Consider the following 12,081-nt stretch of genomic DNA (forward strand, 5'->3'; position numbering starts at 1 on the left):
TTTAAGACTTCTTAAAGCCTTGTACAGGTTATTGCGGTTAAATAAAGTGCAAAGTAAGATCACACAACAGACTTGCATTTTCTCAAAAAATAGAGATTTCTCCACCGATTGCCATTTGAAGACTTTAAAGAAAGCTAGCGTCTCGAACTTAATGGTTCAAGACGCTAGCTTTCTTTAAAGCGTTACCCTTACTGTTTATGACTTGCGACGGCTTGTCACCATTGCACCTATGCCTGCTAGCAAGAAGGCTGCTGTAGTCGTAGGCTCAGGTACCTGAGTTGGGTTACCGATAGGTGGAGTTGGTGGAGTCGGAGTTGGTGGAGTCGGAGTTGGTGGAGTCGGAGTTGGTGGAGTCGGTGGATTACCGTTCCCTATCGGGCCAGGCTCAGGCTTAGGCTCGGGCTTAGGCTTAGGCTTATCTTCATCCGCTTCCTTGAGAGGCAAAACGCCAATGGCATCAAACGCCCACTGATTTGTGCGGACATTACCAGTAAAATCACAAAACGTACTACCGGCTTCACATCTGGAGAAAGTATCCCCCGTGAAGTTGCCTGTGAATTTAAACCCATCGGCCAGAGTAGAACCTAAGGAAAAGTTACCGTACTGGGTCAACGCCAGAGTATAGTTACCAACCGCTAGAACCCCTTCCAAAAAGCTATCGTACGCTTTGCCAGTAGTAGGATCAGCTACAACGGTGTTCGTATTGTCGTCATCGTTGAAGAAAAGCTTGTTCCCATCGCCATCAAATAGCGTTAACACTGGGTCAAACCCACCTGCATCGACGATGGTACCGTCTGCTTGGGTACCACCTGCATAGGAATAGGTTCTGAGGGTGACGGTTGACTCTGTGTTCAAGCTGAAATCAAACAGCTGCACATCAGCATCTTGGGCGAACGTGCCACGAAGGGAAAAATCTGCAGCAAATGCTGCACCGCTTATACCGAGTGTGGTCACCATCGCACCAGTGAGCACCCCCATTAGGGCTGACAATGGTTTCATCGAAATTTCTTAAGGAAGAACTGTTGAAGCGTTAAAGCGTTTAACTGTTGCGCTGCCGTTTTACAGGGATCAATTGCCGATTGACATTTGTAACGACGGTGGTGCAACAACGGTAGAAATCTGATTAAGACCGGTAGTTCTGCACAATATTAAGGAGCGATAAGCGGTAGAAGATAGCCGTTCTCTCTGCTAGGAAGCAATACATTGGGAGTTGATGTCCCGCCTGATATTGACAATCTATGTAACAATCACGGATATCAACAAGCTCTAATGGGTAACTTCAACAAGAACTCAATTAATCTCTATTAGATGTGAAATTCCTCTATGTTTAGTTCACATTACCGGGAAAAAATTGCGTAAGGCTTGTGATGTATACGTTTTTATACATCACCATTTGCCAAACTTTTAATGGGATGTCAACCGCCATAATGATCATCTGTGTCTGAGCTATGGCCGTTTCCACTCGGCAATGTTCCAAGTGTGCAAATCCCAGGGGGTGAGGTCAATGCCAGTGATGCGATCGCTAACGGCATCAATGTCGGCACGATGGACGATGGGCAAGACGGCGTAGTCCTCAATCAGGGTGTCATTCATCTGGATCAGGAGATCGGTGCGTTTGTTTATATCAAGTTCTGTTGTTGATTGTTGCCACAGGGCATCGTAGTCGGGATTGCAGTAGCGGCTATAGTTCTGACCTGACCAGTTATTGTCCTTTTGGCTGACTTGATCACAGGTGTAGGTTTTGAGGTAGGCGGCCGGGTCTGGGTTGGTGTTGCCGGTGGCAAACATTTGCAGGTCGGCGTAGAAGTGCTCCACGGTGTCTTCGCTGGCGGGGTCGCCGGAAAAGTACACTGCCGGGTCGAGGGACCGCAGTTCGGTGCCAACACCGATGGCGGCCAGGTTTTGTTTGATGATTTCCTGGGTCTTTTGGCGGACGGGGTTGACTGAGGTGATGAAGAGGACCTGCATTTCGGTGCCGTTGCGATCGCGCGTCCCATCACCATTACTATCCACCCAGCCCGCCTGATCCAGCAGCTGATTCGCCTGGTCCAGGTCAAAGCCATAGCTAGTGTTGCCGGAACGATAGCTTTCTGGCGACACCAAGAAATTCACCGTGCCCTGACCGGCAGGACCATAGAGTTGCTCTGCAATGGTGTCTCGATCAATGGCCAGACTAAAGGCCTGACGTACCTTGACATCACTAAAAAACGGATGGGGAAACTCCACGCTAGAGCGTTCACCGCTGTCAGCCGTCTGGTTGGGATCCGTAAAGTTAAACAAAATGCGCTCCACCAAGGAGCCAAAGCTAGTCACAAACTGTCCCTTGCCCCCAGTTTCCATCTGCTTGAGAATAGGGGCTTCCACCTGAATGTTGTAAGCAAAGTCAGCCTCGCCTGTCTGCATCACAGCTCGTGCTGCCGATGCGGCATCACCGCCCCCCTTCAGCTCCACCCGCTCAAAGCCAACGGATTCTCGATAATGGGGATTAGGCTCATATACCACCACATCCCCCGGCTTAAATGTAGTCACCTGGTAAGGCCCCGTACCGATGGGCTGCAGGTTAGCCGGAGCTGAGCGCGCATTGGCCCCGTTAAAATCCTTAAAGGCATGGGCCGGCAGGATCATGCCCGTCGTGCCGGTAAAGACCAGGGACCAAGCGGGATTGGGTTCTATAAAGGTGATTTTTACTGTGGTGGGGTCGAGGGCCTCTACCGATTTGATGGTTTCGTAGGTGCCTGCGGTGGTGCTCCCGACTTCAGGGTTGCTCAGCAGCGTGTAGGTAAAGGCCACATCCTCAGCGGTGAAAGGGGTGCCGTCTGACCACAGCACATCAGAACGTAGTGTCCAGGTGACGGAGGTGCCATCGCTCGCCACACCACCATTTTCAAGGGACGGGATTTCAGCCGCCAAAAAGGGTTTGAGATTACCTGCGGCGTCAAAGCTGGCCAGGGGCTCTAGGGTAATGCGACTGGCTTCTGAGTCCTTAAACCCATTAGATAGGTGAGGATTCAGGATGGTAGGTGCTTGCCAATACAATAGTTTGAGGACGCTGTCATTGCCTGTAGTCTGTGGTGTGTCCGAGGCAGGACGGCAGGCCCCGAGGCCAACTAGAGCACCAATCAAGCAAGAGCCAATCAACCAGCGAGCAGAGCGTTCCATAGAGCCAATGTTGAATAAAACTGAAAATTTTCCCTCCTGTTCTCGTCTTTTTGAGGGAAGTGGCATCATAAGATAATGCTCTAAAGATTCCTATGAAGCAACTGGTTGAAGCGTTTTACGCCTGGTATCGCAATGGCTTACGTAATCCTAAATATCGCTGGCTGATTATTTTTGGCACGCTCACCTATTTATTGAGCCCCATCGATCTTGCCCCTGATGTATTTCCCATTGTGGGGTGGATCGATGATGGCATTTTGATTACCCTGCTGATTGCAGAAGTGACCCAGCTGATGCAGGGCGCGTTTAATCGTCCTGAGGATGAGGTGCCGGTGACCGAAGAGTCCCAAAATGATGATGATGACGGCGTAGTGGTGGATGTTAGCGCCCAAGAGATCCCCTAAGGATATGCCTTGCAGCTGAAAAGAACATTTGTGCTGCTCACGCGATTTTGAGGCGATTCATACTAATGTTCTTTACTGCTTGTCTGGGTGAGCCATTGTGCTAACCATTCTGAGTCCTTTGCTGTCAGTGGAGGGACTGGAGGCTCAGTGTAGTCAATCACCAAGTCATATCCTGACTGATCATAGATATCTCCCAGCAAATTTTGTAAGTTAACGATGGGTTCTGAGTCAGTTTCCCGAAGCGGTAGTGGGAAGGCAGGCATGGGGTCTGCCAGGTTAAATGCATAAACGCTTGCCTGGGGACGTTGGGGGCTGGCACTGACCAAAATACGGTAGTGAGTTTTTAACTGCTCAGGTAACTGAACAATGGCAGGCCACTGACGCAGCAAATCGATTTCTACTAAGTTGGTGGCACTGGCGAGAATGACTTGACGTTTGGCTTCGTAGGTTCGTCTGCCTTCGCCAGGGCGTTTATTGGTGGGCGATAGGACTTCGATGACGGTGACGACTTCACTGGTGGCGACTGCTCGAATTTCAAGGTATCCCTGGCGGACTACCTCTGGCATGGGTAAATCGACAAGAATAGGTTGAGCCAGGGTAATTCCTGCCGTAGCGGCTTCAGATTGACTCGTCGATGTCTGTTTTGCCTTCTGGATGGTGACATCAGGTATTCCCACCAAGATAGAATCTTGACCTTCGGTTTGGTAAATGGCTTCTTCAACGACCACACGGTATTTGGGACGTAGTTGTGGGCCTAGGCTGATGGCAATGGCGCTAATCAATCGATGATGAAAATTTGGCCAGGAACGCGGATGTTCTAGATAGGGATCCATTCCAGGCAACGGTGATGGCATGGGTTCAGCCTCAGAGCAAGCACTCTCTAATTTTAGTCAGCCTAGAATGTCCCAGTGATTGTTTCTGGCAACTGATCCAAATTTATCCTTATAAAGCACGTAATTTGCTTGTTTCGGGCTGTAATCTTAGTAGCCTAGCCCTGTTTGCGTTCTAGCCTCCATCCCATGGCCAAACAAAAGATCGTAGTTCTGACAGCGAATCCATTGGATACGAGTCGGTTACGGCTGGGTAAAGAAGTTGCAGAAATTCAGGAGGAGCTCCAACGGGCTAACCTGCGGGATCAGTTTGAATTTGTGTCCCACTGGGCCGTGCGTCCTGCGGATATCCAGCGGGTGTTGCTGGATACGGCACCCCAGATTGTCCACTTTGCCGGTCATGGTGGGGATGAGGATGGCTTAATTTTTGAAAATGAATCGGGACAGCATCAAGTTGTCAGTGCCTCGGCACTGAGTCAGCTATTTGAGCTATTTGCTAACCAGATTGAGTGCGTTGTGCTCAATGCTTGCTATTCAGATACCCAGGCAGCGGCGATTTATCAGCATATTAATTATGTGGTGGGTATGGGGCAGGCGATTGGGGATAAAGCCGCCATTCAGTTTGCGGCGGGGTTCTATCGAGCCCTGGGGGCGGGGCGCTCCTATGATGATGCCTATGGTTTTGGCTGTAATGCTATTGCGCTGGAGAATATTCCAGAGGAGCAGACGCCGGTTTTGCGTAAAAAGTCTGCTGCTGTGAAGACCCAGCAGATTTTTATTAGCTATCGCAATGCAGAACCGGATTTAAGTCTGGCGGGGGAGTTGCACCAGGCTTTGACGGCGGCAGGTCATTCGGTGTTTATGGCGGGGGAGAGTATTAACTGGGGTGAGAACTGGGTTGAGCGCATTGATCAGGAACTGAAGCGGTGTGATTATTTTTTGCTGCTGCTGTCGGAGCAGTCGGTGACCAGTGATATGGTGGCGGGCGAGGTGCAAACGGCTAAACGACTGCGGGATCAGCTGGGTAAGCCTGCAATTTTGCCAATTCGGATCAATTTGCCTTTGGATGACCCGCTCAACTCTGAATTGAGAAGTGTTTTACAGACGATCCAACAAAAGTTCTGGCAAACGCCTGGGGATACACCCAATCTAGTACAAGATATTCTGACGCTGATTAGCTCCGGGCAGGTGCCTACAACTGCCGAAAATGATGCTCAACAGGGTATAACTCCTCCCACACACCAGCGTCCGCCCTTGCCCGTGGCAGATTTAGAGCTGCCGAGTGGGACGATGCCGCTGAATTCTGCGTTTTACATTAGACGAAAACCTTGGGATACCCGCTGTCTGCAAGAAATTGAAAATCGAGGCGGGCTGGTGCGGGTTAAAGCCCCGCGACAGATGGGAAAAACGTCACTGTTGGCCCGGATTCGTGACCGTGCAGATGAACTCAACTATCGAACGGTCACGCTAGATTTTCTAGAGACCGATGAGGGCACGTTTACTGACTCCAGTGTGTTTTTTAAACGGCTCTGTGCCCACGTAAGTCGAAAGTTGGGGTTCTCGCCCCGCAAGGTGACCGAGTTTTGGGATGAGGAGTTATTTGGCCCCAAGGAAAACTGCACCGACTACTTTGAAGAGTACATCCTCTCTAAGATTGAGACATCTTTATTTTTGGGTCTGGATGAACTGGATCGCCTGTTTCCCTATGAAGCGGTATCCAAGGAATTTTTAACCCTGCTGCGGTCCTGGAATGAGAAAGCTAAGGTGGATGCTACATGGGCTAAGTTGAAGCTGGCCATTGCCCATTCGACGGAATCTTACATTGTTTTAGAAAGCAATGTGTCACCGTTTAATGTGGGTCTGGCGGTGGAGCTACCGGAGTTTACGGCAGCCCAGGTGCTGGAGCTGGTAGACAAGCATGGGCTGAATTGGACTTCAGCAGAGGTGGATGGCTTAATGGCCATGGTGGGGGGACATCCCTATCTGGTGCGGTTGGCACTGTATCATATTGCGCAACAGGATTTGACCCTGGAGCAACTGCTAAAAGAAGCGCCTACGGATTCCGGGGTTTATGGTGAGCATCTGCGGCGGCACCTGTGGAATTTGCAGCAGCATCCGGAGTTAGCCCAGGCATTTGAGCAGGTGATTGGTTCTGAGCATCCGGTGGAGCTAAAGTCGATGCTGGCGTTTAAGCTAAATGGCATGGGGTTGGTGAATCTACAGGGCAATGGGGTGATGCTGCGCCATGAACCTCTATATCGGCCTTATTTTCGTTCGCGGTTGAGGATGGCGGTATGAGTGGATCACCCATAAACTCCTCGTTTTATAAGGTGGGTGGGGCGTTACCACAGGATGTGCCCTCCTATGTGACGCGGGAAAGTGATACGGATCTATATGAGGCACTGAAGGCAGGGGAGTTTTGCTATGTGCTGAACTCTCGGCAGATGGGGAAGACCAGTTTGATGGTGAGAACCCTGGCTAAGCTGCAGGATGCTGGCTGGAAAGGGATTATTATTGATTTTTCGGCGAAGGATAGTCAGGTTGATAAGCCAGGTCAATGGTATGACGGCATTATCAATCAGCTAAATCGTCGGTTTGGGTTGCTGGATCGGCAGGCGTTTCGCAGTTGGCTAAAGGAGCGAGATTTTATTGCGCCAGTGGAGCGGTTGGCGGAGTTTATCGATACGGTTCTGCTGCCGGGAACTGAGGAATCGATTGTTGTTTTTATTGATGAAATTGATAGTACCCTCAGTTTGCCCTTTACCGATGACTTTTTTGCGCTGATTCGGGGGTGTTATAACAAGCGGGCGGAGAACTCGGCTTATCAGAAACTGACCTTTGCGTTGCTGGGGGTGGCAGCTCCGTCGGAGTTGATTGGGGATGCGAAGCGGACTCCGTTTAATGTGGGAAAAAGCATTGATTTAAAGGGGTTTACGTCTGAGGAAGCGTTGCCTTTGGCGGCTGGGTTGCAAGGGAAGGCAGAGCAGCCAGAGGTGGTTTTGCAAGAGATTTTGCGATGGACGGGGGGACAGCCATTTTTGACTCAGCGGTTATGTCAGTTGGTGGTGGACTCAGATGAGGGGGTTGCAGCGGGTGGTGAAGCGGTTGCGATTGATGGGTTGGTAAACACACGGCTGATTGATAGTTGGGAAACCCAGGATCATCAGGAGCATTTAAAGACGATTCGGCAGCGGTTGCTGGATGATGAGCGGAAAGCGGGGTATTTGCTGGAGCTGTATCGGCAGATTCGGCAGGTAGAAGGGATTTCGGCGAGCAATCAACCTGAGGAGCGAGAGTTACAATTGTCGGGTTTGGTGGTGAAGCGAGACAGTAGGTTACGGGTGTATAACCCGATCTATAGGGCGGTTTTTGATGAAACTTGGATTGATGGTGAGCTGAGAAAGTTACGGCCCTATGCGGAAAGTTTTAGGGCCTGGGTGGGTGCTGGGAAGGGGGATAGTTCTCGTTTGTTGCGGGGTGGGGCGCTGACGGAGGCTGAGGGGTGGGCGGCTGAGAAAGTTACGCTGAGTGCTGAGGATCGGGAGTTTTTGGCGGCTAGTCGGGCTCAGCAGAGAGAAGAGGATATTGCTGCACGGGAGCAAGAGGCTGAACTTGAACGGGAGAGAACGGCACGGGAGGCGGCAGAGGCGGCGGAGCAGATTCAGGTGGAGGCGACCCGAGAGGCTCAGCGAAAGGTTCGTCGAGGGGGTTTGGTATTGGCAGGGGCGCTGGTTTCGGCCCTTGTGTTGGGAGGATTAGCTGTATTTTCAGGGAAACAGTGGAGCGTGGCGGAGCAGAAGCGTGAGGAGGCTGAAATCCTGGCTGAGGAAGCAAACGATGAATTGACCGAGATTCAAGCACAAAAAGAGCAAGCTGATGAACAGCGCAAGCAGGCTCAACAAAAAGCTAAGACTGCACAAGCAGAAAGTGAGCAGGCAAATAAAGATTTAGAGGAATCTCAGGAACAGCTAGAAACTCTTGATTCGGAACGTCAGGAGGCAAATGAGCGGCTTAAACAAGCTCAACAAGAGGCCCAGGGACAGGAGGCGTTACTGAGCCAGTTGAAGCAAGACTTAACTAATGCCGATGCTGCTGTGGCTCAGGCGGAACAGGCAGAAGAAGTGGCTCAACGCAAAGCAGACAAAGCGGCAAGGGACCTGGAAATAGCTCGCCAGGAGCAACAAGAGATTGCTGCTTTGAATGAAACGACTAAAGCGCTCTCGGGACTGATCGATGACCTGTATGCCATTGACAAATCCGAAGCTGCCGAGGATGTTATTCAACAGATTGGTTTATCGTTTACGGATTTCACTGAAGATAGAAATGAGTTCAAAAAAACTCTTTTGAATAGTAGTATTGCCCTTGCAAGGTTACATCTTGACACGAGCGACTTGGAAGAAGCTTCGCAAGCAGTAGCTATCAGTATAGAAACAATTGAAAATAATCAAAGTTTATTTAGCTCTTCATCAGCTGGGCAGTCGATAGCTTTTTTTGCATACGCTGTTCAAGGAAATTTTCTGGAGGAAAGAAGCCCAGATATTTTTCCGGATGCAGCTTACAGAAGGGCATTTAAAATAGCTGGATACAGTACTTTAAATGAGAAGAAATTAACCTCCTTGTATCATGATTTGATACGTATGCACGATATAGCCGCAGTAAAACCATCTATCGTTGGAGATGGAATTTTGCTACACTCTAACTTACCGACACTTGTTAAATCTTCATTGAAAAAACATTATAAATTTAGAGTAACGAAGCTAACTCAATCTCTGGAGTCTGTGTTAGTAGAACGTGACTGGGAAAAGGCAGATTTATTAACCTGGGAAGCAATCTATTCTTCGGCATCATCTAGGGATATTGACTCATTTAGATATCAAAATATATCTTGCACAGATTTAGAGAACATCGATTCTCTCTGGCTTGACCACTCAAAAATCAATGAGACATCTCACTTTGGCTTTAATGTTCGCAACGATATTCATAAGCAAATTCAAAGTGCTATTGGCAACCAAACATTTTTTTCGATTTCGATGCTTCTTAATGAAGTTGGATGGCTTTTAGGCGATTTTAGTGTTGATAGAAGTATAAATGCCAGATTGCCCGTAACACTTCCCAGAAATACTAACTTTGAAAATATAGTTTTATCCTTTTCAAATTTAGAAGTATTACGATTTAAAGAATATGAAAGTTTAGTATTAAGTGAAAACCACAGTCTTAACTCTTACAAAAGAGGAAGTATGCCTGCTCTAGCAGTAAATGAACACTTCCGAGGTTCTCTCTACGATATCCCAATGAGTAGTTACGGGGAAGAGTTTGTCGTTATAAACCATTGTGGATATTTCTTTTTTGCAGCAACATCTATATCTACATCTACGGTAAGAGGGCTGTGAAAAAAACGTAGCAAGCGTAGGGTGTCCTTATGATGAAAAAGGAAGTAGTCATAGCAGCGTAGGTGCGTGACAACGCACCACTTCCAAGAGATAACGCCACTGCTCCAAAATCCTCTAATCCGGTGCGTTTCGCTTCGCTACACACACCCTACACCTTATCCCAAACATACCGGACTCTCCTCTTGACCCCAATTCGGCGGATAAACACCCTCCGCAATAAACCGATGCACACTAGAATACTCCCAATCCTGCGGTTTCTCACACAACCCATGACGTACCGGATTGGAATGAATATAATCACAATGGATCGCAAAATCTTTCTCATCGCGAATCCAATGTTCCCAATACCGCCGTTGCCAGCCAGGTAGGGTGCGTGACAACGCACCACTTCCAATCGCCAACGCACCACTCCAAAATCCTCTAATCCGGTGCGTTACGCTTCGCTACACACACCCTACACACCAATTAGGCGGATAAATGCCTTCTGCAATAAACCGATGCACACTGGAATACTTCCAATCCTGTGGTTTCTCACACAATCCATGGCGTACCGGATTGTAATGAATATAATCACAATGGATCGCAAAATCTTTCTGATCACGAATAAAATGCTCCCAATAACGACGCTGCCAGAGATTTCCTTCTCTTCGTTTCCGTCGTGATTGAGAAATCGTCCGTCCAATCTTTAATTCAGCCCCATATCGTTTAGTCACATAGGTTTTGATTAATCGGAGTCTGACCGAAAAATCCGCATCATTTTCCGGCAACGTTAAGAGACAATGAAAATGCTCGGGAAGTAATACAATTGCCTCTATAGAGAATGGATGACGTTCTTTAACAGTGATAAAAGCTTCTCGAAGGGCTTGACGACCGATAGCCCAACATAGCCATGGGACACGTTGATAGGTTACTTGGGTAATAAAGTAGGTGCCCCCAGCAATGTAGGGACGTCGATAATTTGGCATCCTGAGAGCAGTGGTGATTATTCATGCTAGGGTGCCCAGTGGTAGAGCAGTAGTCTCGAAGGTGGTGCGTTAAAGAACGCACGTGTCTATCCGACTAACAATGGTGGGCGCGATCGCAAAATCTGCATGAGGTACAATGTAAATTATATCAAGCCGACCACCCAAACCATGGAATATCAAAACCTTATTACCATTGAACCAGGAAAACGGAGTGGTAAACCCTGTATCCGAGGTATGCGAATCACCGTATACGATATTCTGGAATACTTAGCAGGTGGCATGACCGAAACCGAGATTTTAGAAGACTTCTCAGAGTTGACCGTGGCAGATATCAAAGCGTGTTTGCAATTTGCCGCCGACCGTGAGAAAAAGCTATTTATCGTAGCGCTATGAAACTATTGCTGGATGAGAATTTATCTGACCGAATTATTCGGTCAGTGATCGACCTATACCCCGGCTCCACTCATGTCAAAACGGTAAACTTAATGCATACAGAGGATGCTTTAATTTGGGAGTATGCCAGAATTTATGATTTTGTCATTGTTTCCAAAGACTCTGATTTTCATCAACGTAGTCTACTGCATGGCCATCCTCCCAAGTTTATTTATCTTCGCATTGGTAACAGTCCAACATCCAAAATTGTTGAGATTTTGAGAGATCAGTTTGACGTAATCTCACAATTTGGTAGCACTGAAACAGAGAGCATTCTTGTCCTGGGATAGCCGGGTAAGGGGGCATTGAACCCGGATTTCTCACACCATCGGTGAGTGAGGTGAAAAAAACAATATTTAGCTGAGTTTATCGTCAAAGGAGGGCATCAGGGTCAAATGGACCATCCTGTTGCGGTAATCGATGGCAAATTCGGGCCTCTGGGTGGCGAGTTAAGGAAAAATAGCCACCAGGCTCCATGAGCGATGCGGCTCAGGTCAATCCGATGAAAACAGATAGCGTCATACCAGTCAACCGAGTCTTAGCCAGAGGGGACGGCTGTTTGAGATAGCCTCTGATGGACCAGGGCAAACAGATCACGATAGGCAAACGAGGAATGCATCGCCAGGTGGATGCGTCGGACACTCACGCGGATCAGGGTGCCGACTTTGAGCAATTTAGTTCGGATAGTGCCCACGTGGGCCTTAGCCAATGGGGTATGGTGTAGTGCGTCGCGCAGCAGATTGAGCAAGACATAGGCCAACGAGTGGAACCACAGACGCAGCTGGTTGTCATCGAAATAATGGTTGGAGGTGCGGTCACTGAAAAGATCAAGTTGTTGTTCTTTGAGTCGATTTTCCATCTCACCTCTGGGGCAGTATTGCTTCTGGTGTAGAGCTTTAGAACT

The 12,081-nt window shown here is 48.6% G+C and carries 10 protein-coding genes and 1 pseudogene; 5 read left to right on the forward strand and 6 right to left on the reverse strand.

The annotated features are described in order from the left end of the window. Window positions 1-195 precede the first annotated feature (195 nt). Both IXB50_RS13900 and IXB50_RS13905 read right to left on the reverse strand, forming a co-directional pair. Complete coding sequence (locus tag IXB50_RS13900; RefSeq protein ID WP_215609577.1) at window positions 196-999, reverse strand: DVUA0089 family protein; 804 nt, start codon at window positions 997-999, stop codon at window positions 196-198. Between the two features lie 447 nt (window positions 1,000-1,446). Next, window positions 1,447-3,159, reverse strand: coding sequence for a peptide ABC transporter substrate-binding protein (locus IXB50_RS13905; RefSeq protein WP_215609578.1), 1,713 nt, complete (start codon window positions 3,157-3,159; stop codon window positions 1,447-1,449). Window positions 3,160-3,251: 92 nt separating this feature from the next. Here IXB50_RS13905 and IXB50_RS13910 point away from each other — a divergent pair, with 92 nt between their 5' ends. After that, complete coding sequence (locus IXB50_RS13910) at window positions 3,252-3,560, forward strand: YkvA family protein (RefSeq protein WP_215609579.1); 309 nt, start codon at window positions 3,252-3,254, stop codon at window positions 3,558-3,560. 62 nt (window positions 3,561-3,622) lie between these two features. Here the strand turns inward: IXB50_RS13910 and IXB50_RS13915 are convergent, their stop codons facing one another. Next, window positions 3,623-4,414, reverse strand: a complete 792-nt coding sequence (locus tag IXB50_RS13915) for a DUF4058 family protein (protein WP_215609580.1) — start codon at window positions 4,412-4,414, stop codon at window positions 3,623-3,625. Window positions 4,415-4,579: 165 nt separating this feature from the next. Here IXB50_RS13915 and IXB50_RS13920 point away from each other — a divergent pair, with 165 nt between their 5' ends. Then, window positions 4,580-6,688 (forward strand): AAA-like domain-containing protein, encoded by a 2,109-nt coding sequence (locus IXB50_RS13920; RefSeq protein ID WP_215609581.1) that lies wholly within the window; start codon window positions 4,580-4,582, stop codon window positions 6,686-6,688. Beyond that, window positions 6,685-9,780, forward strand: coding sequence for an AAA-like domain-containing protein (locus IXB50_RS13925; protein WP_215609582.1), 3,096 nt, complete (start codon window positions 6,685-6,687; stop codon window positions 9,778-9,780). Before IXB50_RS13920 ends, IXB50_RS13925 begins: the two co-directional genes overlap by 4 nt. Before the next feature lie 155 nt (window positions 9,781-9,935). Here the strand turns inward: IXB50_RS13925 and IXB50_RS13930 are convergent. Further along, a pseudogene (locus tag IXB50_RS13930) lies at window positions 9,936-10,139 on the reverse strand (transposase); the annotation flags it as partial. Window positions 10,140-10,223: 84 nt separating this feature from the next. Beyond that, window positions 10,224-10,745, reverse strand: a complete 522-nt coding sequence (locus IXB50_RS13935; protein WP_215609584.1) for an REP-associated tyrosine transposase — start codon at window positions 10,743-10,745, stop codon at window positions 10,224-10,226. A gap of 168 nt (window positions 10,746-10,913) precedes the next feature. Between IXB50_RS13935 and IXB50_RS13940 the strand changes: the two genes are divergently transcribed. Next, a complete protein-coding gene (locus tag IXB50_RS13940) occupies window positions 10,914-11,138 on the forward strand; it encodes a DUF433 domain-containing protein (RefSeq protein ID WP_215609585.1) in 225 nt (74 codons plus the stop codon). Beyond that, on the forward strand, window positions 11,135-11,467 hold the full coding sequence (locus tag IXB50_RS13945) for a DUF5615 family PIN-like protein (protein WP_215609586.1): 333 nt from the start codon (window positions 11,135-11,137) through the stop codon (window positions 11,465-11,467). The genes IXB50_RS13940 and IXB50_RS13945 overlap by 4 nt, the downstream gene beginning before the upstream one ends. A gap of 248 nt (window positions 11,468-11,715) precedes the next feature. Here IXB50_RS13945 and IXB50_RS13950 read toward each other — a convergent pair. Further along, a partial coding sequence (locus IXB50_RS13950) for a transposase (protein ID WP_215609587.1) occupies window positions 11,716-12,081 on the reverse strand: 366 nt, incomplete at its 5' end.

The organism is Leptothoe spongobia TAU-MAC 1115, from assembly GCF_018739885.1.
Taxonomy (GTDB): domain Bacteria; phylum Cyanobacteriota; class Cyanobacteriia; order Phormidesmidales; family Phormidesmidaceae; genus Leptothoe; species Leptothoe spongobia.

Bases quoted from the DNA above. Each gene is read 5' to 3' on its own strand.
- IXB50_RS13910 (WP_215609579.1), top strand. From the start codon at position 3,252: ATGAAGCAACTGGTTGAAGCGTTTTACGCCTGGTATCGCAATGGCTTA.
- IXB50_RS13925 (WP_215609582.1), top strand. From the start codon at position 6,685: ATGAGTGGATCACCCATAAACTCCTCGTTTTATAAGGTGGGTGGGGCG.
- IXB50_RS13945 (WP_215609586.1), top strand. From the start codon at position 11,135: ATGAAACTATTGCTGGATGAGAATTTATCTGACCGAATTATTCGGTCA.
- IXB50_RS13940 (WP_215609585.1), top strand. From the start codon at position 10,914: ATGGAATATCAAAACCTTATTACCATTGAACCAGGAAAACGGAGTGGT.
- IXB50_RS13915 (WP_215609580.1), bottom strand. From the start codon at position 4,414: ATGCCATCACCGTTGCCTGGAATGGATCCCTATCTAGAACATCCGCGT.
- IXB50_RS13920 (WP_215609581.1), top strand. From the start codon at position 4,580: ATGGCCAAACAAAAGATCGTAGTTCTGACAGCGAATCCATTGGATACG.
- IXB50_RS13905 (WP_215609578.1), bottom strand. From the start codon at position 3,159: ATGGAACGCTCTGCTCGCTGGTTGATTGGCTCTTGCTTGATTGGTGCT.
- IXB50_RS13900 (WP_215609577.1), bottom strand. From the start codon at position 999: ATGAAACCATTGTCAGCCCTAATGGGGGTGCTCACTGGTGCGATGGTG.
- IXB50_RS13935 (WP_215609584.1), bottom strand. From the start codon at position 10,745: ATGCCAAATTATCGACGTCCCTACATTGCTGGGGGCACCTACTTTATT.